Below are 23,414 nucleotides of genomic sequence, written 5' to 3'. Positions count from 1 at the left end.
CGGGGGTTTCGGGACAAGAGCACGCCATGGGGGTGGGAGAGGCTATCGATGGGTGGAATCTTCTCGAACGGCCGCGCGGTGCAACCGAGTTGTGTTCGATTCCGCGTCATCCGGACGGGCGGTGTGGATGACGTGCGGATCAGGAAGCGGCGGCGAGCTTCCGCACCCGGTCCGCGTCACAGGTACGCGGGCAGGTCACACAGGCGTCGTCGGGGCGCAGGGTGTAGAAGAGGCAGCAGCTCGCCCGGTCCCGGGTCGGCAGCGACTGCCCCTCGGGTCCGGTCAGCTCACGGAAGCCCGCGGTGCCGACGTACGGCTTCGTGGTGCCGGGGAGCAGCAGCTCCAGCTCGGCCATCGCCCGGCGCTCCTCACCGAGCAGGTGCGCGATGTACCAGAGGCCTTCGACGATCTCGTCCGTCGCCATCCCCCACAGGGCCCGCTTCCCCCGCCGCATGCGCGGTCCGAACCCCGTCAGCACCGGTTCCAGGTGCTCGGTGAGGGCGGCCAGCACCTCGGCCCGCAGCGCGGACTCGTCCGGGACCACCCGGGCGCCCGGCAGGGACGCGGCCGGGTCGTCCGGCAGGCAGGCGAACTCCCGGACCCGCACGGTCAGGTGGCCCAGCGCCCGCTGGAAGGCGACGTCCTCGACCGGGACGCGCGGCACCCGGCGGTGCAGGAACCAGGGCACGGTCACCAGCAGACAGGCGGGCCACGCGTACCGGTGGAGGCCGAAGCTGGCCACCACGTCGGGGCGGGCCTGCTGCCCGTAGTCCTGCAGCACCTGGGCGTTGTCCCAGGCGAGGAAGGTGTCCACGGCCGGTCCGCCCGCGGCCAGCTCTGCCGCGCCGACCCAGCCGGCGCCCGACGGGGCGCTCACGCCCTCGTCGAGGACCTCGGCGCGCAGCCCGGGGAAGACCTCGGTCAGGCGGGCGTACGCGGCGGTCACAGGGGATGTCGCGGCGCCGGTGAGCAGCGTGGTGAGGGTCATGCAGGGACCACCGAATCGGGATCGTTTGCAGGTAAGGCTTACCTTACCCGATGCGATCGATGTTTGAACTGCAGCCTCCTCCCTCTATCGTGCACGGGGGGCCGGGCACGCGCGAGCCGGCCCGCGCGGCAGGCCGAGGAGGTCCGGGTGGAGCAGGGCAGTGCGCGAGAGGGCGTACGGCCGCCGTACGCGCCCGGCGCGTACCCGGGCACCCCGGCGGCCGGCAGGGTGCCCGAACAGGTGCGCGGCGACCGTTCGCAGGACCTGGCGGCCGTCCGCGGCGAGCACGCCCACAGCGAGCCGCCCGCCCCGCGCGTGGTCCGCCACTCCGTCCGGGGCCAGATCCTGGAGGCCCTGCGCGCCGCTCTCGTCCACGGCGAGCTGATCCCCGGCCAGGTCTACTCCGCCCCGGCGCTCGGCGCCCGCTTCGGGGTCTCCGCGACCCCGGTGCGCGAGGCGATGCAGCAGCTGGCGGTGGAGGGTGCCGTCGAGGTGGTGCCGAACCGGGGCTTCCGGGTCAGCGAACGAGGACCCCGTGAGCTGGCGGAGCTGGCCGAGGTACGTGCCCTGATCGAGGTACCGGTGATGCTGCGACTGGCCCGCACCGTCCCGGCGGAGCGCTGGGGCACCCTGCGCCCGCTGGCCGACGCCACGGTCGCGGCGGCCGCCGTGGGGGACCGGGCGAGTTACGCCGAATGCGACCGGGCCTTCCACCGTGCGGTCCTCACCCTGGCGGGCAACGAGCAGCTGGTGGCCGTCGCCGACGAGCTGCACCGCCGCTCGCAGTGGCCGCTGGTCGCGGGCCCCGCCACCCGCCGGGCCGACCTGCTGGCGGACGCCGCCGAGCACACCGCGCTGCTCGACGCCCTGATCGCCCAGGACCTGGCCGTCGTCCAGGCCCTCGTACGGGAGCACTTCACCGGCTCGGACGGCTGACCGGGGCGCGTGGGCGCGCGCCCCGCCCCGGTGGGCAGGTCGCCCACCGGGACAGGCGGCCCGTCGGCCCTCAAGTCGCCGCCGCCGGGCGCGGCCCCGGAACCCCGATGTGCGGCGCCAGCCACGTCGGCACCCCGCCGAGCAGCCGGAACAGCCGCCCCGCCTCCGCGCGCAGCCTGGCCGCCTCCGGTTCGGGCTCCGCCTCCGCCAGGGAGATCAGCGCCGGGGCCGTACCCACCAGGTAGCCCAGCTCCTCCCGGATCCGCAGCGACTCCGAGAACCCGTGCCGCGCCTCGGCCAGCTCGCCCTCCTGGAGCGCGAGCGACGCCAGGTGGCGCCAGGTGAAGGAGAGCAGCAACTCGTCGCCGCGCGCGGTCGCTCCGGCGTGCGCCCGGCGGTACGCGGCGCGGGCGGACTCCGGGGAGTCCGCGATGTTCTGGGCGATGAGCCCGCGCCGGAAGTCCAGCAGCGGCCGCCCAGGTGCGGCGGGCGCCAGCAGCGCCGCCGCCCGGCTCAGCGCGACGCTCGCCTCGTCGGCCCGGTCCCGTACGCCCAGAAGGGTCGAGGCGTAGGCGAGGTGGCCCCGCTCGCAGGCGGCCCCGCCGCGCTCGTCGTCGCTGCGGGCCAGCGCCTCCGCGCTGCGCAGCGCGTCCTCGGCGTCCGTCCAGCCCTCGCCGGTGTAGAGGCACCGTTCGGTCAGCAGGGCGGTGCGCTGGAGCGCCGCCGCCGGGTCCTTCGCCGCGTGCGGTTCCAGCAGGGCGGCCGCATCCGTCCAGCAGGCGCGGGACCTCAGCCGCCATACCGCTGTCTGGAGCGGCGGATCGTCATCTGCTGTCGTTCCGGAACCAGACATGGCGGTATGCGCCACATTGCCCTCCCCGAGCGCGCCATTGTGCTGTTGAGCCTGGCCGCATCTCAGCACGGATTGGCACGCCGGGCCAAGGGTTCCGACCGATGTCAGGTGAAGGAATTCACAAACGGGGGGAGCTCATCAGCGAGCGGCGGGGCGCACAGGTCAGCTCATACGCAGGGCGAGGAAGAAGTCGAGCTTGTCCTCCAGCCGCGAAAGGTCACGGCCCGTCAACTGCTCGATGCGGCCGACGCGGTAGCGCAGTGTGTTGACGTGGAGGTGCAGCCGGGCCGCGCAGCGGGTCCAGGAGCCGTCGCAGTCCAGGAAGGCTTCCAGGGTCTCGATCAGCTCCGCGCGGTGGCGCCGGTCGTAGTCGCGCAGCGGGTCCAGCAGCCGGGCGGTGAAGGCGCGGCGGACGTCGTCGGGGACGAACGGCAGAAGCAGTACGTGCGAGGCCAGCTCGTGGTGGCCGGCCGCGCAGACCCGCCCCGGACGGGCCGCCGCCACCCGGCGGGCGTGCCGGGCCTCCTCCAGCGCGCCGCGCAGCCCCTCGGCCGAGTGCACGGCTGCGCTGACACCCAGTGTCAGCCGCCCGTCGTCGGCGAGCCCCGCCGAGAGCGGTTCGCGTACGGCGGCGAGCAGCGCGTCGGCGTGCAGCGCGGGGTCCTGCGCCGCCGCGGGCTCCCCGCTCTCCGGTGCGGCGGCCGTCTCTGCGGTACCGGCGGTGTCGCCGGTGGTGTCGGTGGGGCCGCCTACCGTGTCGGGGAGGGGAGTGGGCACGGCCGGGAGCGGTACGAGGGCGATGGCCTCCTCGCCCGTGTGGGCGACGGCGATGCGGTCGGCGGAGTCGGGGCCGCTGACCGCCGGGTCGACGAGGATCTCCTCCAGCAGGGCCTGGGCGGCCGGGCCGCCCGCGATGCCGCCGGGGACGCCTCCCGGGCCCGGCGTGTCCGTGGCGGTCCAGTCGACCCGGGCCACCACCACCTGCCACTGCGGGGCCGCACCGAGACCCGGCAGCAGGACCGGAGCGGCTACCCGGAGCCTGGCGGCGATCTCGGCCGGGGCGGCGCCCGCCTGGACCAGCTCCAGGACCTCCTGGGCGAGCCGTCGGCGTACCGTACGGGCCGCGTCGCGGCGGTCGCGCTCGACCGCGATCAGCTGGGTGACGCCCTGGAGCAGGTCCAGCCGGGCGGCGGGCCAGTCCGAGGCGTCCGCCTCGACGGCGAGCAGCCAGTCGGAGAGCACCGACTCGCGGACGTCACGAGCGGCCGGGGCCGCGCCCCGGCCGGTGTTGCGGATCGGGAAGAGCGAATACGTCGTACCGGCGACGGCGGCCCGGTGCGGGCCCCGGCGTCCGGTGCGGGTCGCCGCCAGATGGCGTCCGGCCAGGGCGGCGCCCAGCGCACCGGGCAGCGGGGCGCCCGCCCCGGCGATCTGGCGGCCGGTGGGGGAGAGGACCCAGGCCCGCAGGTCCAGGTCGGAGGTGAGGAGGTCCAGGACCACCTCGGGGCCGCCGCCGGCCGGGCCCGAGGTCATCAGCCGGCGGTGCCGGTCCACCACGGCCGCCAGATCGCCGGCCCGCTCGCCGGAGACCTGGCGTACGACATGCTCGGTGATCGTTGCGAACGCCACGGTCTCGTGCACCGCGAAGAGTGGCAGGCGATGCTGGAGACATGCCTCCACCAGGTCGGCGGGGATGTCACCGAGCTCCGCCTCACCGGCCGCGAGCCCCGCCACCCCGGCGCCCGCCAGGATCCGGACGAACGGCTCGGAGTCGCTCGCGTCCCGGCGCCAGGCAAGACCCGTCAGCACCAGCTCGCCGCCGGAGAGGTAGCGGCTGGGGTCGCGCAGGTCGGTCGTCATGACGCCCCGGACCGTGCGGTCCAGCTCGTCCTCACCGCCGAGCAGCCGCAGGCCCAGCGCCTCGGTCTCCAGCAGTGCGCGCAGCCGCATCTCGTCGCCGCCGATCTTTTCCGTAGGTGATGGGAGAGGTGGGTGAAGGAGTGGGTGGGTGGGGGAGCGGAGGGGTGAACGGGTACCTGTGAATTGCGGCGAGGTTACTGATCCCCGCCATTCGTTCGAATCTACAAGACGAGGACGGAGACCAGCCAACTCCTTCAGTGTTTCGGTGACTGCACCCACCGGGCCCCGGCTTGTGTACTGGGCCACACACCACGTGAACACCACATGAACGAGCCAGTCGAGGGCCGGCCGTCCCCAGCCCCAGCGAACGACCCGATTGAGAAGAAGAGAGCCACTCATGGACTTCCTTCGCCCCGCCAGCTGGGAGGAGGCGCTCGCCGCCAAGGCCGAGCACCCCACGGCTGTGCCCATCGCGGGCGGCACGGATGTGATGGTCGAGATCAACTTCGACCACCGGCGGCCCGAGTACCTCCTGGACCTGAACCGCATCGGTGAGCTGTCCGAGTGGGAGGTGGGCCGGGAGAGCGTACGGCTCGGCGCCTCGGTGCCGTACAGCAGCATCATGGAGCACCTGCGGGCCGAGCTGCCCGGCCTCGCGCTCGCCTCGCACACCGTCGCGTCCCCGCAGATCCGCAACCGCGGCGGTGTCGGAGGCAACCTCGGCACCGCTTCGCCCGCCGGTGACGCCCACCCGGCGCTGCTCGCCGCGGGGGCCGAGGTGGAGGCCGAATCCGTACGCGGAACGCGGCTGATTCCTATCGACGCTTTCTACACAGGGGTCAAGCGCAACGCCCTGGAGCCGGACGAGCTGATCCGCGCCGTGCACATCAGGAAGGCCGACGGGCCCCAGCAGTACTCCAAGGTCGGCACCCGCAACGCGATGGTCATCGCCGTCTGCGCCTTCGGCCTCGCACTGCACCCCGAGACCCGCACCGTGCGCACCGGCATCGGCTCCGCCGCCCCGACCCCGGTCCGGGCCAAGGAGGCCGAGGCCTTCCTGAACGCCGCGCTCGACGAGGGCGGGTTCTGGGAGAGCGGCAAGATCATCACCCCTGCCATCGCCAAGCAGTTCGCCGCGCTCGCCTCCGGCGCCTGCAACCCGATCGACGACGTACGGGGCACGGCGAAGTACCGCAGGCACGCGGTCGGCATCATGGCCCGCCGCACGCTGGGCTGGACCTGGGAGCAGTACCGCGGCGCGGGCCGCACGCTGGAAGGAGCTGCGTAACCATGCGAGTCAATTTCACGGTCAACGGCCGTCCTCAGGAAGCCGACGACGTGTGGGAGGGCGAGTCCCTTCTCTACGTGCTGCGTGAGCGTATGGGGCTGCCCGGTTCCAAGAACGCCTGCGAGCAGGGCGAGTGCGGGTCCTGCACGGTCCGCCTGGACGGCGTCCCGGTCTGTGCGTGCCTGGTCGCCGCCGGCCAGGTCCAGGACCGCGAGGTCGTCACCGTCGAGGGGCTGGCCGACTACGCCAAGCACCGCCAGGACACCCACCCCGGCGGCGGCTGCGCCTCCGGCGCCTGCGGCACCACCCTGGACGAGGCCAAGCGCTGGCAGTCCAGGCCCACCGACGGCCGGGCCGGCGAGGCCGCCCCGCTCTCCCCGATCCAGCAGGCGTTCATCGACGCCGGAGCCGTCCAGTGCGGCTTCTGCACCCCCGGCCTGCTGGTCGCCGCCGACGAACTGCTGGAGAACAGCCCGTCCCCGTCCGACCAGGACATCCGCGAGGCGCTCTCCGGCAACCTGTGCCGCTGCACGGGCTACGAGAAGATCCTCGACGCGGTCCGCCTCGCGGCCGCCCGCCAGGAAGAGGCGGTCCAGTCATGACGACGTACCCGAAGGCCCAGAAGGTACCGGCCGGAACCCCCACCAAGATCACCCAGGGTTCGCCCACCAAGGGCGGCATCGGCGAGTCCACGCTCCGCCCCGACGGCACCCTGAAGGTCACCGGCGAGTTCGCGTACTCCTCCGACATGTGGCACGAGGACATGCTGTGGGGCCAGACGCTGCGCTCCACCGTCGCGCACGCCGAGATCGTCTCCATCGACACCTCCGAGGCCCTGGCGATGCCCGGCGTCTACGCGGTGATGACCTACGACGACCTGCCCGCCGCGATGAAGAACTACGGCCTGGAGATCCAGGACACCCCGGTTCTCGCCCACGGCAAGGTCCGCCACCACGGTGAGCCGGTCGCCATCGTGGCCGCCGACCACCCGGAGACCGCGCGCCGCGCCGCCGCCAAGATCAGGATCGACTACCGGGAGCTGCCCCTCATCACCGACGAGGCCTCGGCGACCGCTCCCGGCGCCGTGCTCGTGCACGAGGGCCGCGACGACCACCACATCGGTCATGTCCCGCACCCCAACATCGTGCACCGCCAGCCGATCATCCGCGGCGACGCCGACGAGGCCGCCGAGCGCGCCGACGTCATCGTCAGGGGCGAGTACACCTTCGGCATGCAGGACCAGGCCTTCCTCGGCCCGGAGTCCGGGCTCGCGGTGCCCTCCGAGGACGGCGGTGTCGAGCTGTACGTCGCCACCCAGTGGCTGCACTCGGACCTCGGCCAGATCGCCCCCGTCCTCGGCCTGCCCGAGGACAAGGTCCGGATGACGCTCTCCGGCGTCGGCGGGGCCTTCGGCGGCCGCGAGGACATCTCGATGCAGATCCACGCCTGCCTGCTGGCGCTCCGCACCGGCAAGCCGGTCAAGATCGTCTACAACCGGTTCGAGTCCTTCTTCGGACACGTCCACCGGCACCCGGCGAAGCTCACCTACGAGCACGGCGCCACCAAGGACGGCAAGCTCACGCACATGAAGTGCCGCATCGTCCTGGACGGCGGCGCCTACGCCTCCGCCTCCCCGGCCGTCGTCGGCAACGCCTCCTCGCTCTCGGTCGGCCCGTACGTCATCGAGGACGTCGACATCGAGGCGGTCGCGCTCTACACCAACAACCCGCCCTGCGGCGCGATGCGCGGCTTCGGCGCGGTCCAGGCCTGCTTCGCCTACGAGGCGCAGATGGACAAGCTCGCCGCGAAGCTGGACATGGACCCGGTCGAGTTCCGCCAGCTCAACGCCATGGAACAGGGCACCCTGCTGCCCACCGGCCAGCCCTGCGACTCGCCGGCCCCGGTCGCCGAGCTGCTGCGCCTGGTCAAGGCCCGGCCGCTGCCGCCCGAGCAGGAGTGGCTGACGGCGGGCAGCGAAGGCACCTCCGTCGACGTCCGGGCGCTGCCCGGCGGGCTCTCCAATACCACCCACGGCGAAGGCGTCGTCCGCGGTGTCGGCTACGCGGTCGGCCTGAAGAACGTCGGCTTCTCCGAGGGCTTCGACGACTACTCCACCGCCCGGGTGCGGATGGAGGTCATCAGCGGCGAGCCGGTCGCCACCGTGCACACCGCGATGGCCGAGGTCGGCCAGGGCGGCGTCACCGTGCACGCCCAGATCGCCCGTACCGAACTCGGTGTCAACCAGGTCACCATCCACCCCGCCGACACCAAGGTCGGCTCCGCCGGATCCACCTCCGCCTCCCGCCAGACGTACGTCACCGGCGGCGCGGTCAAGAACTCCTGCGAGGCCGTCCGGGAGCAGGTGCTGGAGATCGGCCGCCGCAAGTTCGGGTCCTACCACCCGGCCTGGGCCACCGCCGAACTCCTCCTGGAGGGCGGCAAGGTCGTCACCGACGGCGGTGAAGTGCTCGCCGACGTGGCCGACGTCCTGGAGGACCAGGCGATCGACATCGAGCTGGAGTGGCGCCACCGGCCCACCGAGGCGTTCGACCTGCGCACCGGACAGGGCAACGGCCACGTCCAGTACTCCTTCGCCGCGCACCGCGCGGTCGTCGAGGTCGACACCGAGCTCGGCCTGGTCAAGGTCATCGAACTGGCCTGCGCCCAGGACGTCGGCAAGGCGCTCAACCCGCTCTCCGTCCTCGGCCAGATCCAGGGCGGCACCCTCCAGGGCATGGGGGTCGCCGTGATGGAGGAGATCATCGTCGACCCGAAGACCGCGAAGGTACGCAACCCGTCCTTCACGGACTACCTCCTCCCCACCATCCTCGACACGCCGACCATCCCGGTCGACGTGCTCGAACTCGCCGACGAGAACGCCCCTTACGGGCTGCGTGGCATCGGCGAGGCCCCCACCCTGTCGTCGACCCCGGCCGTCCTCGCGGCGATCCGGAACGCGACGGGTCTTGAGCTCAACAGGACACCTGTACGACCCGAGCACCTCACCGGTACCTGAGGACCCGCCGGGTGACCTCCCACCGGTCGTCACCCGGCGGCTCCTGAGCGGTTCCCCCCCCCGACTCTCCGGGCGGTGCGCATGGCCGAGAACGTCACACTTTTCCGCGTACCGCACCGCCCGGAGACACCAAGTACCGCACCGCTCGCGGTCCTTCGCCGTACGCCGGCACACGGCAGCGCACGGCAGCGCCTCACGGATCAACCGTGCCTCCGGCACATCCGTATCTGCTTCAACAGTTCGTCCCGGCCGTCCCCGGGTCGTGCAGCCGACGCAGTCATCCCAAATCCCGCAATCCCCAGTCACCACGCGGGTGCCCCTGTGAACCTTGGGAGTCAGGCAACATGACCCAGCAGTCAGTGGAACCGAAGACCAGCGCGGAGGCCGCGGGCCCCGGCTCGCGCGTCCCCGCCGGCAGATCATGGCTCGACCGCTACTTCCACATATCCGAACGAGGCTCCACGGTCGCGCGCGAAGTGCGCGGCGGCGTCACGACCTTCATGGCCATGGCGTACATCCTGCTGCTCAACCCGCTGATCCTCGGCGGGGAGGACGTCAACGGCAACCTCCTCAGCCAGCCGGGACTGATCACCGCGACCGCCTTCGCGGCGGCCGCGACGACCCTGCTCATGGGCTTCGTCGGCAAGGTGCCGCTGGCGCTCGCCGCCGGACTCAGCGTCTCCGGTGTGCTCGCCTCGCAGGTCGCACCGAACATGACCTGGCCGCAGGCCATGGGCATGTGTGTGATCTACGGTGTGGTGATCTGTCTCCTGGTGGTCACCGGCCTCCGCGAGATGATCATGAACGCGATCCCGCTCGCGCTCAAGCACGGCATCACCATGGGCATCGGGCTCTTCATCGCCCTCATCGGCCTTTACAAGGCCGGATTCGTCCACAAGGGCGCGGCGACCCCCGTCTCCCTCGGCCCGGCCGGTGAACTCGCCGGCTGGCCCGTCCTGATCTTCTGCGTGACCCTGCTCCTCATCTTCATGCTCCAGGCGCGCAACATCCCCGGCGCGATCCTCATCGGCATCGTCGTCGGCACCCTGGTGGCCCTGGTCGTCAACGCGATCGTCGACATCCCCGCGAAGGCGTGGAGCAGCGGCCCGCCCGCCCTGGAGGGCAGCGCGGTCTCCGCCCCCGACTTCTCGCTCTTCGGGAACGTCGAGTTCGGCGGCTGGGGCGACGTCGGCGTGATGACCGTCGGCATGATCGTCTTCACCCTGGTGCTGGCCGGTTTCTTCGACGCGATGGCCACCATCATCGGCGTCGGCACCGAGGCCAAGCTCGCCGACGACAAGGGCCGCATGCCGGGCCTGTCCAAGGCGCTGTTCATCGACGGCGCCGGCGGCGTCATCGGCGGTGTCGCCTCGGGCTCCGGACAGACGGTCTTCGTCGAATCGGCCACCGGCGTCGGGGAAGGGGCCCGGACCGGGCTCGCCTCCGCCGTCACCGGCCTCTTCTTCGCCGCCTGCCTCTTCTTCACCCCGCTCACCGCGATCGTGCCGACCGAGGTGGCCTCCGCCGCCCTCGTCGTCATCGGCGCGATGATGATGCAGAACGCCCGGCACGTGGACTGGAGCGACCGTTCCGTCGCCATCCCGGTCTTCCTGACCGTGGTCCTGATGCCCTTCACGTACACCATCACCACCGGTGTCGCCGCGGGTGTCATCGCGTACTCCGCCATCAAGCTCGCCCAGGGCAGGGCCCGCGAGGTCGGGGCCTTCATGTGGGGGCTGACGGTGATCTTCATCGTCTTCTTCGCCCTCAACCCGATCGAGAGCTGGCTCGGCGTCCACTGACGGACGCCGTCCTTCCTCCCCTCTTCCCGCCTAAGGAGAAACGCCATGCTGGACATCGCCGAAGAGCTGCACCGGTGGGTCTCGCAGGGACGCGAGTTCGCCGTCGCCACCGTGGTGGCGGTCGGCGGCAGCGCGCCCCGGCAGCCGGGTGCCGCCCTCGCCGTCGACCGCGACGGCACGGCCATCGGCTCGGTCTCCGGCGGATGTGTGGAGGGGGCGGTCTACGAGCTGTGCGAGCAGGCACTCAGGGACGGGAAGTCCGTCCGCGAGCGCTTCGGCTACAGCGACGAGGACGCCTTCGCGATCGGCCTGACCTGTGGCGGCGTCATCGACATCCTGGTCACACCGGTGCGGGCGGACGATCCCGCCCGATCGGTGTTCGCCGCAGCGCTGGCGGCCGCCGCACAGGGGGCGGCGGCCGCGCTGGCGCGAGTCACCGAGGGCCCCGAGGAGCTGCTCGGACTCCCGCTCCTGGTCCGGGCCGACGGGAGTTACGAGGGCGGGCTCGGCGGCCACCCGGCGCTCGACCGGACCGCCGCGGCCGAGACCCGCGCCCTGCTGGACGCGGGCCGCACCGGGCCGCTCGCCATCGGCGCGGAGGGCTCCCGCTGCGGCCGGCCGATCCAGCTCCTGGTCGAGTCCAGCGTGCCCCCGCCCCGCATGATCGTCTTCGGCGCCATCGACTTCGCCGCCGCGCTGGTCCGGGCCGGGAAGTTCCTCGGCTACCGGGTCACCGTCTGCGACGCCCGGCCCGTGTTCGCCACCGCCGCCCGCTTCCCCGACGCCGACGAGATCGTCGTCGACTGGCCCCACCGCTACCTCGCGGAGACCGCCACCGACGCCCGTACGGTGCTCTGCGTCCTCACCCACGACGCCAAGTTCGACGTGCCGCTGCTGGAGGCCGCACTGCGCCTCCCGGTCGCCTATGTCGGCGCGATGGGCTCGCGCCGCACCCACCTGGAACGCAACGACCGCCTGCGCGAGGTCGGCCTCACCGACCGCGAACTGACCCGGCTGCACTCGCCGATCGGCCTCGACCTCGGCGCCCGTACGCCGGAGGAGACGGCACTCTCCATCGCCGCCGAGATCGTCGCGGTCCGGCGCGGCGGCAGCGGCGTACCGCTCACCGGCGCCCATACCCCCATCCACCACGACAGCAGCGGACAACCACTCGCCTCCGTGGCCTGAAACCCCTGGTCCACGCCGGGCGGGTAACCGCCACGGCGGTTTCCTGCCAGCCGGGAACGCAGCGGCCGACCCGGATTTACCGGTAGATCAGCTGCATGACTTCTTCCCCCTCCTCCGTTCCCGGCCGCGCGAGATCCGCGCGCCCAGGACGCAGAGCCCTCCTCCTGGCCACCTCGGCGGCGCTCGTGGGCTCCACGCTGGTCCCCTTCGCGGGCACCGCCGGCGCGGCCCCCGCACCCGCGGCCCCCCGCGCCGACGCCCCGCGCTCCGAGATACGCACCGTCACCCTCATCACCGGGGACGTCGTGCGGTACGTGGACGGGCCCGGCGGCCAGGACACCGTCACCGTGGACCGTCCCGACGGGGCGGGCGGCGGGGTCCGTGTCCAGCAGGCGGGCGGCGACATCCACGTCCTGCCCGACGAGGCCACCGCGCTGCTCGCGGCGGGCAGGCTGGACCGGCGGCTGTTCAACGTCTCGGCCCTGGTGCGGATGGGGTACGACGACGAGGGCACCGGCTCGATCCCGCTGATCGCGACCTACCCGGCGGTGAAGGGGAAAGCCACGGTGCTCCCGGCCGCCCCGCGCGGTGCGGAGAAGACCCGTACCCTCGCCTCCATCCAGGGCGCCGCGCTCCAGACCGGCAAGGACGACGCCCGGACGTTCTGGGACGCCATCACCCGTACACCGCAGGCCCGTTCGCTCGACAGCGGGATCGCGAAGCTCTGGCTGGACGGCCGCTCCGAGGCGCTGCTGGCGGATTCGGTGCCGCAGGTGAACGCCCCGCAGGCGTGGGCCGCCGGGCTCGACGGGAAGGGCACCAAGGTCGCCGTCCTGGACACCGGTATCGACGCCGGCCACCCGGACGTCAAGGACCGTATCGTCGCCTCCCGCAGCTTCATCCCCGGTGAGGAGGTGGAGGACCGGAACGGCCACGGTACGCACGTCGCCTCCACCATCGCCGGTTCGGGCGCCGCGTCGGACGGCGCCAACAAGGGCGTCGCCCCGGCGGCCGACCTCCTCGTCGGCAAGGTGCTCAGCGACGAGGGATCCGGCGCGGACTCCGGGATCATCGAGGCCATGGAGTGGGCGAAGGCCGAAGGGGCCGACGTCGTCTCCATGAGCCTGGGCTCCCCGGTGCCGGACGACGGCGGCGACCCGATGTCCCAGGCGGTGGACTCCCTCTCGGCGGACGGCGGTCCGCTCTTCGTGATCGCCGCCGGCAACGCGTACGGGGCGGGCACCATCGGCTCGCCCGGCTCGGCGGAGAAGGCGCTCACCATCGCCGCCGTCGACAAGCAGGACGCCCGCGCGAGCTTCTCCTCCATGGGCCCGCTGGTCCGCTCGCACGGCCTGAAGCCCGACCTGTCGGCCCCCGGCGTCGACATCAACGCGGCGGCATCGCAGGACGTCCCCGGCATCGAGGGGCCGTACCAGTCGATGTCGGGTACGTCGATGGCGACGCCCCATGTCGCGGGCGCGGCAGCGATTCTGAAGCAGCGTCACCCCGACTGGAGCGGTCAGCGCATCAAGGACGCGCTGATGACCTCGTCCAAGAAGCTCGACGAGTACACCCCCTACGAGCAGGGGACCGGCCGGCTCGACGTGAAGGCGGCCATCGACACGACGGTCGAGGCCACCGGCTCGGTCCAGGCCGCCTCCTACGACTGGCCGCACAGCCCGTCCGACCCGGTCGCCGAACGCACCATCACCTACCGCAACACGGGTGACAAGGACATCACGCTCAACCTCGCCACGGACACCGACGAGGATGCCTACACGCTCTCCACCCCGACGCTGACCGTCCCGGCGGGCGCGACGGCCGAAGCGGTCCTGTCCCTCGACCCGGCGAAGGTCCCGAACGACACCACGTTCTCCGGCCAGGTCGTCGCCACCGACGCGGCGGGCACCACCGTCGCCCACACCGGCTTCGCCCTCACCAAGGAGAAGGAGCTCCACGACCTGACGCTGAAGCTCCGCGACCGCGCGGGCAAGCCGATGGACGGCCTGGTCGTCCTCGCCGCACTGGGCGACCCGCAGCTCGGCGTCGTCCAGGTGAGCGGCGGCGAGACCACCCTGCGCCTGTCGCCCGGCAACTACACCGCCTGGGCCTCGGTCGATATCGACGGCGACCGCCCCGACTCCAAGGCCGTCGCCTTCCTCGCGGCCCCCGAGACGATCCTCACCAAGTCCGCCACCGTCACCCTCGACGCCTCCAAGGCGCGCAAGGTGAGCGTGCGCACGCCGAAGGAGACCGAGACCCGGCAGCTCCGCTACGACATGGTGCGCACGGCTCCGGACGGCACGGTCCAGCGCGACGCGTACCAAATCCCGATCACCTACGACCAGTTGTGGGCAAGCCCGACCAAGAAGGTCAAGGAGGGCAGCTTCAGCTTCCTGACCCGCTGGCGCCAGGGCGAGGAGCTGATCGACGTCACCGCCGACGGCCACGACGTGCCCGTGACCGTCCAGGGCGGTTCGGCCGTCGCCGAGGACAGTGAGCAGAAGCTGACGGCGGTGTACGCGGGCAGGGGCGCGGCCGCCGACTACAAGGGCCTCGACGCGCGCGGCAAGGCCGTCGTGATCACCCGCAGCGACACGGTCGCCCCCGCCGACCGGCTGGCCGCCGCCGTGGCCGCCGGAGCCGAGGCGCTGTTCGTCGTCCACGACGGCCGGGGCCGGGCCATGGAGTCCTACGTCCCGTACGGCGAGGAGTCCACGATCCCCGTCGCCTCGGTCCAGCAGCTCGCGGGCGACACCCTGATCCGGGCCGCGCAGAGCGGAAAGAAGGTGACCGTCGACCAGAAGAAGTTCGCGGCGTACGTCTACGACCTGGTGGACCGCCACGACGGCACCATCCCGGACCGCTCCCTCGCCTTCGCCCCCTCCACCCGCGACCTGGCGAAGGTGACCAACACCTTCTACGGCCACCGGAAGACCCTCGGCGCGGGCTACCGCTACGACATCCCGGAGTACGGACCCGGCCTCGGCTTCGAGGAGTACGAGAAGTTCCCCGGCGTCCGCACCGAGTGGGTCAACCCCCTCCCCGGTGACTCCTTCTGGTACGAGAACCACTCGGTCCTCAACGCCGGACAGACCGACTTCGCCGCCGAGATGCGCAGCGCCGAGCTCGACTACCTGCCGGGCAAGGAGTACCGGGCCGAGTGGTTCGCCCCGGTCACCCGCCCACGCCTCGGCACCGGCTACTGGGGCCCGTTCCGCACGGTCAGCAACGACATGCAGTTCAACATCACGCCCTGGACGGACGCGGGCGAGGGCCACTCCGGCTCGATGCCCGAGGACGAGTACGACACCACCTCGTACGCCATCCACCAGGGCGACACCCTGATCAAGAAGGGCGCGGGCAGGGCCGGTTACGCCTGGGACCTGTCGCCGCGGAAGCTTCCGTACCGCCTGGTCATCGACTCGGTGCGGGACGCGGAGACCTGGAAGAGCTCCACGCGCACGCACACCGAGTGGGGCTTCGTCTCGGGGGCGCTCGACCCGAACGGCGCCTCCCAGGCGGACATCCCGCTGCTCCAGCTGGACTACGACGTCGACACCGACCTGGCCGGAGACGTCAGGGCCGGCCGCTGGACTGAGATCGGCCTCTCCTCCGGAACCCAGGAGTGGCTGCCGGGCGCGGTGAAGGCGGACAAGGCCTCGTTGTCGGTGAGTTACGACGACGGCCAGCACTGGACCAAGGCCGAACTGCGCAAGAAGAGCACCGGCGGGTGGACAGCGAAGTTCCGCACCCCCGCCAAGGGTGCGGCGTCGGTCTCGCTCAAGGCCCACGCGGAGGGCCCCGGCGGGCTCGTCGTGGACCAGGAGATCATCAGGGCCTTCGGCCTGAAGTGACCTGCTGAGACATGGTCCCGCACCCCCGTGGCCCGGGGGTGCGGGACCACGTGCGTGGAGCGCCGCCCCGTGCGGTTGGATGTGCGCATGAGCGTTCACGACGTTGCCCGCAGGCTGCCGGGCATATCCCCCCTCGACGACCTCTGCCGCTCCCTGGCGATGCTCGACGCGATCCTCTGCCCCGAATGGGACCACCGCTGGCACAGCTTCGACGCCCACTGGTCCCCCACGGAGGCGATGGCCTCGATGCGGGACGGCTCGGGCGGCGAGTACTCCGTCGTCTTCTCCGCCGCCGGGGTCTACGCCCGCGGCTTCGACCACGAGTCCCCGATGAGCCCCTACGTGGACGACGCGCCCTGGCCCGGCATCCTCGACGAGGTCCCCGCCGTCTTCCGCGCCTACGTGGACGAGCCCTCGTTCACCGACGAGTTCGGCCTGCCGGTGGTCACCGCCTGCCTCTGGCGCGAGACCACCGACGACCGCTGGCGGGCGGGGACCATCGAGTTCCCGGAGGACGGCGAGGACTCCGACGGCGCGGACTGGCTCTTCCAGCTCCTCGTCACGGGCACCCCGGAGTCCTACCAGGAGTGGGCGGAGGACTACTTCGAGGCCCCGGTGGACCTCGAAGCCGTACGCCATGTCTACGCCCTGCGGCCGCTGACCGACGAGGTGATCGCCGCGCTCGCCCCGGAGCGGGTGCCCGCGGAGCTGGCCGAGGACATCAAGGAGATCGGGTATCCGGCCGGTCCGGAAGCGTAGGGGCCGGACCTCCCTCAGTCCGCCTCCGCGGTAGGCGGATCGCGGCGCGACAGGGCCTCGGCCGCTGTCAGGCCGGTCCGGGCCGCCACGACCAGGCGGGCCCGAACCTCCGCGCGGGTGCGGGGACGGTAGCGCGGTCGCCTGCCGCAGTTCGGGCAGGGCTGCTCCCGGTCCCCTGCGGGGTGCCGCTTGAAGCTGACACGGCAGGGGACACAGGCGAAGTGCAGCTTGTACCGGGTCATCGCGTAGTGGCACACGCGATCCACGGTACCGGGAGCCCCCTCCGCTCAGCAGTTCCGGGCGCGAGGCCCGGGGTGACCTCCGGTCAGCGCCCCGCCTGCAGCGCCCCCCACGTGGCCGGGCCCACCTTGCCGTCGACGCCCAGGCCTCGGCTGGTCTGGTAGCTGCGTACGGCCGTCTCCGTCGTCGGGCCGAAGCTGCCGTCGACGCCCACGGTGGTGCCGAGCGCCGCCGTCAGGGAGCGCTGGAGGCGCTTCACCGCGTCGCCGGAGCTGCCGCGGGCGAGGGCCGGGGTGGTGCCGGCGGAGAGCAGGGCCGTCCAGGTCTTCGGGCCGACCGCGCCGTCGGCGGTGAGGGAGCGGGCCCGCTGGAACGCCTGCGTGGCGCTCTTGGTGGCCGGGCCGAAGATGCCGTCCGCCGCGCCCGCCGCGTACCCCTGGGCGTTGAGCAGCTGCTGGACGGCCGTCACCTGCGGGCCGGAGGAGCCCGACTGCTGGAGCGCGTACGAGGGGAAGGTCAGGCTGTCACCGGGGGTGCCTGGGCTGCCGCCGATCAGCTGCATGTAGTGGTTCCAGTCCCAGTTGGGGCCCGGGTCGGTATGGGTGGCGCCGGGCGCCTCGCTGTGGCCGATGATGTGCGACCGGTTCTTCGGGATGCTGTACCGCGCGGCGAGGTGCTTGGTGAGGGCGGCGGAGGAACGGTACATCGCCTCCGTGTACCAGGCCGGGTTGTCGACGTAACCCTCGTGCTCGATCCCCACGGACGATGAGTTGACGCTGCCGGCGTGCCACGCGGTGTCCTTCTCCCGGACCGACTGCGTGACCTCGCCGTCGGAGGAGCGGATCGTGTAGTGCGCACTGACCTTCGAGGCCGGGTTCTGGTACCAGCTGATGGAGCCGGCGTACGAGCCCTGGGTGGTGTGGATGATCACCTTGTCGACGGTCGCCTTGCGGCCGACGACGAAGTTCCCGGAGTACGCGGGGACCCAGAGGCCCGAGGGGTAGTCGGGGCTCTGCGCGTAGACCCCGGCCGCGGAGACCTCGTCCTTGTCCGGGGCGACCGGGCGGGAGGGGACCCGTACCTGCTCGCCGCCGGGCGCCGTCGCGGTCAGGCCCTGGGCGAGGAACGTGAAGACCGTGTCCGCGTAGAGCGCCGCGGCCGGCCCCTCGGCCTCGCTGTAACGGGCGACCGCCGGGTACCAGGCGTTCACGTCGCGCCGCTCCGCACGGTCCAGGCCGAGGCGGTCGGCGTGGTCGCGCAGGACGGCGGCGCCGCCGAGGATGTTCGCCGCGGTGTTCCGGCGCAGTCGCTCGGCCGGCTCGCCGGTCAGCGCCGCCGCCTTCTCCAGGGAGCGGTTGTCGGGGTTGCTCGCCAGGTGCATCACGCCGTAGCCGTTCGCCTGGCTGGGGAGCCCCGCGTGGCCGTCGAGCCGGCTCTCCCCGTAGCCGACGGCGGCCAGCAGATCGCGCGGAACGCCGTACTCCTGCGCCGCCCGGTCGAAGGCGCGGTTCAGCGGTTCGGCGGCGGGCGGGGCGGGGGCGGCGGTCGCCGGCCGGCCGGTGGCGACCAGGGCCGTGACCGTGAGGGCCGCCAGGACGGACGCGCGCGCCCGGGTGCGGGCGACGGTGCTTCTGGGCATGGGTGCTCCTGCTCTGTGGGGAATCTGTGGGGAAAACCGCGGGAGGAGAAGAGAAGCCCTCTGCCCCGGGGTGAAGGACAGACCCGGGGTGAAGGGGCAGTAGGGCTGCGAGCGCACCCAGGCTAGCGAGGTGAGAAGGGCATGACAATGACGGCCGGGTTGCGGGGTGTCGCGCAACTGGCCTGAAAAATAAGAAAGTTGACGGTCAATTAGGACCTGTCGGGTGACGGGGCGTATCACCCGACAGGGGGTGTGATGGGCCGATCGGCCCCGTCTTCGCTACCAGCGGTTCCGGTGGATGACATCCGCCACCGGGCGCCGCCGCACCGGCCCGAAGTTGCCCTGCGGCCACCCCACCGGAACGGCGGCGAACGTCGCCATGTCCTCCGGGATGCCGAGCTCCTGCTTCCACTCCTGCTCCAGGAACAGGTGCCAGATGGTGATGTTCGCCGCGAGCCCGAGACCCCGCGCCGCGAGCAGCAGGTTCTGGACGCCCGGGTAGACGCAGGAGCCCTCCGCCAGCGCCTGGAACCGGGTCTGAGAGGCCATCATCCGCTCGCTCGCCTCCGGGCCGAGCGCCTGCGCTGAGGCGATCAGGCCCTCCTCGTCCAGGCGCGGCGCCGGGAAGCGGTAGCACGGCACGATCAGCGCCGGGGTGTCGGCGAAGTGGTCGCGCTGGTACTCGATCGCGGCGACCATCCGGCCGTACGCCGCATCATCCATGCCCTTCGGCGCGTACTTCCCGGTCGTCGCCAGGTAGGAGTCCACGCACCGCTTCCACAGCGGGGCGAGCCGCGCCATCACCTGGCGGTCCGTCACCACGACGTACTCGTAACACTGCATGTTGCCGCCGCTGGGCCCCCAGACGGCGGCCTGTATGAGCTGGTCGACCAGCTCGTCCGGGACGGGGTCCGGCTTGAGGCGGCGCATGGCGCGCATGGTGGACATGGTGTCGAAGAGAGCGGGGCCGCCGGGGGCGGAGGGATCGGCCTGAACCGTTTCGTTGGTCATGATCGCGGAGTCTAGGCAGAACTTCCCGCCCCCGGCAGGGGGGTGCTCCTGCGAGCCGGGGGCCGAGGCGTTCCCCCGCCTCAGGGGCCGCGCCAGAGGTTGGCGAAGGCCGAGTTCTCGATGGTCCGCCGCTGGCGTACCGCTTCCAGCTCCATCACCGCATCGTGGACGGCGGTGAGCACGGCCGTCACCGCCTCGTCGTCCGGGCCCGGATCGTCGTCGGAGGGTCCGCCCCCGACACCGACCGCCGAGACGAGCGAGGCCAGGACGGGTTCCCGTTCCTCCCAGCGGGTGGCCGCCGCCCGGCGGGCGGGCGTGTCGGCCGGTTCGACGCGCTCCGGGCCGAAGGAGAGCCGGCCGCTCCGCTTCCGGGTCAGTTCACCGTCCTCCTCCAGCGCCGCCCGGTAGGCCGCCGAGAGATCCTTGCCCCGGCGCCACAGCCAGTCCTCGACCGGCTCGTGGGGCGGCTGCCGGGTGAGCCGCGCCGCGGCTTCGCCGAGGAGCCGGTCCTGCGGCGTCGACGGCTCGCCCGGCACGATGCGGTCGTCGTCCACGGTGATGGCCCCCGCACCGATCAGATCGATCAGCTCGGCTCCCGCGAGCGCGAGCGACAGGTCGCCCTGCCCCACGGTGTGCTCCGGCCTCGGCTCCATGGCGATGATGAACAGGTCTTTCGCCGTGGTCATGAACGGCTCCTCTCGGAACATCGGCAGAGAATCGACAAGGACGGGTCCCTCTCCTCCGCGCCGGCCCGCCTGCGGAGCCGGTCCGGAGTCGGGCGACCGTCACGATCAGTATCACTCCGCCGGGGCGGCCTGGTCCCGGTCAGCGCCTCGTCAGCCGGATCACCGGGATGTCCCGCCCGGTGCCCGCCTGGTACTGCGCGTAGCGCGGGAACAGCTCCACGAGCCGCGGCCAGACCCGGGCCTTCTCCTCGGCCGGGAGCGTCGCCGCGACGGCCGGGAAGCGCTCGGTCCCCACCCGGAGCTCGACCTCGGGGTTCGCCCGCAGGTTCAGGTACCAGAGCGGCGGACGGTCCGAGCCCCCGTTGGAGGCCACGATCAGGTAGTCCTCGCCGTCCCGCCCGTACATCAGCACCGTGCGCCGTACGGCCCCGCTGCGCCGCCCCACGTAGTCCATCAGGAGGCAGGGCACTCCGAGCTGGGTGGTGCCCTTCGTGCCGCCGGACGACTCGTACAGCTCCGCCTGCCGGGCCACCCAGCCGGTGGGGCTGACCTCGACCTCCGCCGCACCGTCCGCGTCCGCAGCCATGGGCTTCTCCTTCTCCTCGTGGGGCAGTCCGACGACAGGCCCTCCCGGGCCCGTCCCTCCATCCTGCACCCCCGTCCGGCCGCACCCGGGGATTCGTACACCTGGACAGCTCTCCCACCGCACGGGGGAACGCGGGCCGGGAACCCCTCGGTGAAGGCGTATAAAGGGTCCTTCCGGAGCAGCCGGCGTCCCCCGATGGCCCCTCCCCACCTCACCCCCAACCGCGCGGCCGGCGTCACCGCGTCACTGAGCCCAGGAGCGCCAATGAGCACCTCGGAAGAGATCAGCGCCCTGCTGGTAGCGAAGTTCGGAACCGACCCCGAGGCGCTGCGCCCCGACGTTCCGCTGCACCGGCTGCGGCTGGACTCCCTCGCCCTGGAGGAGCTGCGGCTGCTCATCGAGGACCGGCTCGATGTCGACCTGGAGGACGTCGCGCTCACCTCGCGCGACACCCTCGGCCGGCTGATCGAGGTCGTCCACGTCAAGGCCACCGCATGAGCGCCCCGGCGGCCCCCGCGACCGGGCCCTACCGTCGTACGCCGCTCGCCCCGTTCGCCGCCGCCGTCACCGGGGTCGGCCTGGTCACCGCGGCCGGTACGGGCGTCGGGGCCGCCTGGCACGGCGTCACCGAGGGGCTCGTCCCGTCCGTCGGCCCCCGGCCCGAACTCGCCGAACTGCCCTGCGACTTCTTCTACTCCGTCACCGACTGCGACCCGCGCGAGGTGCTCGGGGTGGCCGCCCAGCGGCTGATGGACCGCTTCGCCCAGCTCGCCGTCGTCGCCGCCCGCGAGGCCGTCGCGGACGCCGGGCTCGACCCGTCGGTCTGGGACAGCGGCCGGGTCGGCATCGTCATCGGCTCGGCCCACGGCGGGCTCCCCTTCTACGACGAGCAGCACGCCGCCCTCACCGAGCGCGGCGCCCGCCGGGTCTCCCCGAAGCTCGCCCCCCTCAGCGTCGTCAACGGCGCGGCCAGCAGCGTCAGTCTCGACCTCGGCGTGCAGGGCCCCAGCCAGGCCGTCTCCACCGCCTGCTCCTCCGGCACCGTCGCCATCGGCACCGCCCACCAGATGCTCCGCTCCGGGGCCTGCGACATCGTCATCGCGGGCGGTGCCGAATCCACCTGCACCCGCCTCCTGATCGCCAGCGCCTGCCGCCTCAAGGCCGTCTCCACCCGCCGCGAGGACCCCAAGGCCGCCTGCCGCCCCTTCGACACCCACCGCGACGGCTTCGTCGTCGGCGAGGGCGCGGGCCTGCTGGTCCTGGAACACCCCGACCACGCCCGCGCCCGCGGCGCCACCGTCCGCGCCCACGTGAGCGGTTACGGAGCCTCCAGCGACGCCCACTCCGCCGTCGCCCCGGACCCCGACGGGCTCGGCATCGAACGCGCCCTGCGCACCGCCCTCGCCGACGCCGGGCTCTCCCCGGCCGACGTCGGACACGTCAACGCGCACGGCACCTCGACGCTCTCCAACGACCTCATCGAGGCGGCCATGCTCCGCCGCGTCCTGGGCGAGAGCCCGCTGGTCACCTCCACCAAGGCGATGACCGGGCACACCCTCGGCGCTGCGGGCGGCATCGAGGCCGCGCTGACCGTGCTGGCCCTCCAGCACCAACTGGTCCCGCCCACCGTCAACCTGGACGCGCCCGACCCGCTGATCGAGATGGACGTCGTCGCCAAGGAGGCCCGCAGCGCCTCCTTCGACTGCGCGGTGAAGACCTCGCTCGGCTTCGGCGGCCACAACGCGGCGCTCGTCCTCACCAGGGCCTGAGGCTAAGGGAGTTGAGAGGCATGCCCGAGGAGATCATCCGGACGCTGTCGGTGGACGGAGTGCGCTACGGCTACCGCGTCCTGCCGTACGCCTCCGGCGGCAGGCCCCCCGTCACCGAACCGGCGCTCGTCCTCGGCGGCGCCCTCCAGGGCATGTACGGCTGGCCCCAGATGGACGACCACCTCGGCCCGGCCACCGACGTGGTCACCGCCGACCTGCCGGGCATGGGCTGCGCCGACCCCCTCCCGCCCGGCCCCAGCGCCGACATCCTGCGGCGGGCCGTGCTCCAGATCGCCGACGACCTCGGCGCCCCCCGGATGAACCTCTTCGGCTTCTCCTACGGCACCGCCATCGCCTTCGGCTTCGCCCAGCGCCACCCCGAGCGGGTGGCCCGGCTCGCCCTCGGCGGCGTACCGGTCCATATCGACGAGGCCCAGGTCGACTGCTGGGAGCGGGCGCGGGAGGTGCTGGCGGGCGGGGACCACGAGGGGTTCGCGGCGCTGGCCGCCGACGCGCTGATGTGCCTGGACCCCGAACGACCGGTCCACCGAAGGGAGTTGGCCCGTCGCTATGTGCGCCGCTCGTTCCTGCACGCGCTCTCCCACTCGCCGCACGCGGCGGACTCGCTCTACCGGGCGCTTGCCGACCGGCCGGACTTCTCCGGCGGGCTGAGCGGGGTACCGGCGCTGGTCTTCGCCGGGGAGCACGACACGGTGACCTCGCCGGAGCGGCAGCGGGAGTTCGCGGCGACGATCTCGGGCAGCCGGTTCCTGACGATCGGGGAGTCCGACCACTGGGTGGTCCTGGAGCGGGCCGTCGAGGTGGCGGAGCTGGTGTCCGGGTTCTTCACGGAAGGGGAGCCGGCGGCCGGCGCGGTCACGCTGCCGCGCCAGGCCGCCGCCCCGGCGGGCCGGACCTGAGAGTCCGCCCCGCCGG

19 protein-coding genes are annotated in these 23,414 nt (G+C 72.6%); 11 read left to right on the top strand and 8 right to left on the bottom strand.

Annotated elements, in window-relative coordinates:
• Positions 1 to 139: 139 nt before the first annotated feature.
• The gene (locus tag ACK8N7_RS06245) at positions 140 to 988 is read right to left on the bottom strand and encodes a (2Fe-2S)-binding protein (RefSeq protein ID WP_500441352.1); all 849 of its coding nucleotides are present in this window, start codon (positions 986 to 988) and stop codon (positions 140 to 142) included.
• Positions 989 to 1,135: 147 nt separating this feature from the next.
• On the opposite strand from ACK8N7_RS06245, the gene ACK8N7_RS06240 reads away from it, so the two are divergent.
• The gene (locus ACK8N7_RS06240) at positions 1,136 to 1,924 is read left to right on the top strand and encodes a GntR family transcriptional regulator (RefSeq protein WP_500441350.1); all 789 of its coding nucleotides are present in this window, start codon (positions 1,136 to 1,138) and stop codon (positions 1,922 to 1,924) included.
• Between the two features lie 70 nt (positions 1,925 to 1,994).
• On the opposite strand, the gene ACK8N7_RS06235 is transcribed toward ACK8N7_RS06240, so the two are convergent.
• Together ACK8N7_RS06235 and ACK8N7_RS06230 are read right to left on the bottom strand one after the other, a co-directional pair.
• The gene (locus tag ACK8N7_RS06235) at positions 1,995 to 2,777 is read right to left on the bottom strand and encodes a hypothetical protein (protein WP_403211246.1); all 783 of its coding nucleotides are present in this window, start codon (positions 2,775 to 2,777) and stop codon (positions 1,995 to 1,997) included.
• A gap of 162 nt (positions 2,778 to 2,939) precedes the next feature.
• On the bottom strand, positions 2,940 to 4,727 hold the full coding sequence (locus ACK8N7_RS06230) for a PucR family transcriptional regulator ligand-binding domain-containing protein (RefSeq protein ID WP_403211244.1): 1,788 nt from the start codon (positions 4,725 to 4,727) through the stop codon (positions 2,940 to 2,942).
• 307 nt (positions 4,728 to 5,034) lie between these two features.
• Between ACK8N7_RS06230 and ACK8N7_RS06225 the strand changes: the two genes are divergently transcribed.
• The 7 genes from ACK8N7_RS06225 (at position 5,035) to ACK8N7_RS06195 (ending at position 16,547) form a co-directional block, all read left to right on the top strand.
• Positions 5,035 to 5,925 carry an FAD binding domain-containing protein gene (locus ACK8N7_RS06225; protein ID WP_403211242.1) on the top strand — a complete coding sequence of 297 codons (891 nt, stop codon included), beginning with the start codon at positions 5,035 to 5,037 and terminating at the stop codon, positions 5,923 to 5,925.
• Between the two features lie 2 nt (positions 5,926 to 5,927).
• Positions 5,928 to 6,527, top strand: a complete 600-nt coding sequence (locus ACK8N7_RS06220; protein WP_403211240.1) for a (2Fe-2S)-binding protein — start codon at positions 5,928 to 5,930, stop codon at positions 6,525 to 6,527.
• Positions 6,524 to 8,941: a xanthine dehydrogenase family protein molybdopterin-binding subunit gene (locus tag ACK8N7_RS06215; RefSeq protein ID WP_403211238.1), complete on the top strand. Its 2,418-nt coding sequence runs from the start codon at positions 6,524 to 6,526 to the stop codon at positions 8,939 to 8,941. Before ACK8N7_RS06220 ends, ACK8N7_RS06215 begins: the two co-directional genes overlap by 4 nt.
• A 344-nt stretch (positions 8,942 to 9,285) precedes the next feature.
• Positions 9,286 to 10,743: an NCS2 family permease gene (locus ACK8N7_RS06210; protein ID WP_403211236.1), complete on the top strand. Its 1,458-nt coding sequence runs from the start codon at positions 9,286 to 9,288 to the stop codon at positions 10,741 to 10,743.
• Positions 10,744 to 10,788: 45 nt separating this feature from the next.
• A complete protein-coding gene (locus ACK8N7_RS06205; protein ID WP_403211234.1) occupies positions 10,789 to 11,931 on the top strand; it encodes an XdhC family protein in 1,143 nt (380 codons plus the stop codon).
• Positions 11,932 to 12,026: 95 nt separating this feature from the next.
• Positions 12,027 to 15,788 carry a S8 family peptidase gene (locus ACK8N7_RS06200; protein WP_500441346.1) on the top strand — a complete coding sequence of 1,254 codons (3,762 nt, stop codon included), beginning with the start codon at positions 12,027 to 12,029 and terminating at the stop codon, positions 15,786 to 15,788.
• Between the two features lie 87 nt (positions 15,789 to 15,875).
• A complete protein-coding gene (locus ACK8N7_RS06195; RefSeq protein ID WP_500441344.1) occupies positions 15,876 to 16,547 on the top strand; it encodes a hypothetical protein in 672 nt (223 codons plus the stop codon).
• Between the two features lie 14 nt (positions 16,548 to 16,561).
• Here ACK8N7_RS06195 and ACK8N7_RS06190 read toward each other — a convergent pair whose 3' ends face one another.
• The 5 genes from ACK8N7_RS06190 to ACK8N7_RS06170 form a co-directional block, all read right to left on the bottom strand.
• The gene (locus ACK8N7_RS06190) at positions 16,562 to 16,804 is read right to left on the bottom strand and encodes a hypothetical protein (protein WP_500441342.1); all 243 of its coding nucleotides are present in this window, start codon (positions 16,802 to 16,804) and stop codon (positions 16,562 to 16,564) included.
• A gap of 68 nt (positions 16,805 to 16,872) precedes the next feature.
• A complete protein-coding gene (locus ACK8N7_RS06185; RefSeq protein WP_403211226.1) occupies positions 16,873 to 18,426 on the bottom strand; it encodes a peptidoglycan-binding protein in 1,554 nt (517 codons plus the stop codon).
• A 279-nt stretch (positions 18,427 to 18,705) separates the two neighbouring features.
• Complete coding sequence (locus ACK8N7_RS06180) at positions 18,706 to 19,437, bottom strand: nitroreductase family protein (protein ID WP_500441339.1); 732 nt, start codon at positions 19,435 to 19,437, stop codon at positions 18,706 to 18,708.
• Between the two features lie 80 nt (positions 19,438 to 19,517).
• Entirely contained in the window at positions 19,518 to 20,123 is a 606-nt protein-coding gene (locus ACK8N7_RS06175; RefSeq protein ID WP_403211222.1) for a GOLPH3/VPS74 family protein, read from the bottom strand.
• 139 nt (positions 20,124 to 20,262) lie between these two features.
• The gene (locus tag ACK8N7_RS06170; protein ID WP_403211220.1) at positions 20,263 to 20,709 is read right to left on the bottom strand and encodes a nitroreductase family deazaflavin-dependent oxidoreductase; all 447 of its coding nucleotides are present in this window, start codon (positions 20,707 to 20,709) and stop codon (positions 20,263 to 20,265) included.
• 264 nt (positions 20,710 to 20,973) lie between these two features.
• On the opposite strand from ACK8N7_RS06170, the gene ACK8N7_RS06165 reads away from it, so the two are divergent.
• The 3 genes from ACK8N7_RS06165 to ACK8N7_RS06155 are packed head-to-tail and all read left to right on the top strand — an operon-like array spanning position 20,974 to position 23,398.
• Entirely contained in the window at positions 20,974 to 21,207 is a 234-nt protein-coding gene (locus tag ACK8N7_RS06165) for an acyl carrier protein (RefSeq protein ID WP_015612298.1), read from the top strand.
• The gene (locus ACK8N7_RS06160) at positions 21,204 to 22,478 is read left to right on the top strand and encodes a beta-ketoacyl-[acyl-carrier-protein] synthase family protein (protein ID WP_403211218.1); all 1,275 of its coding nucleotides are present in this window, start codon (positions 21,204 to 21,206) and stop codon (positions 22,476 to 22,478) included. The genes ACK8N7_RS06165 and ACK8N7_RS06160 overlap by 4 nt, the downstream gene beginning before the upstream one ends.
• A gap of 20 nt (positions 22,479 to 22,498) precedes the next feature.
• Complete coding sequence (locus tag ACK8N7_RS06155) at positions 22,499 to 23,398, top strand: alpha/beta fold hydrolase (protein ID WP_403211216.1); 900 nt, start codon at positions 22,499 to 22,501, stop codon at positions 23,396 to 23,398.
• Positions 23,399 to 23,414 lie beyond the last annotated feature (16 nt).

This window comes from Streptomyces griseobrunneus (genome assembly GCF_046713465.1).
Taxonomy (GTDB): domain Bacteria; phylum Actinomycetota; class Actinomycetes; order Streptomycetales; family Streptomycetaceae; genus Streptomyces; species Streptomyces microflavus.
Note: the sequence above shows the minus strand (reverse complement) of the source record. Positions and strands in the feature narration are given on the sequence as shown.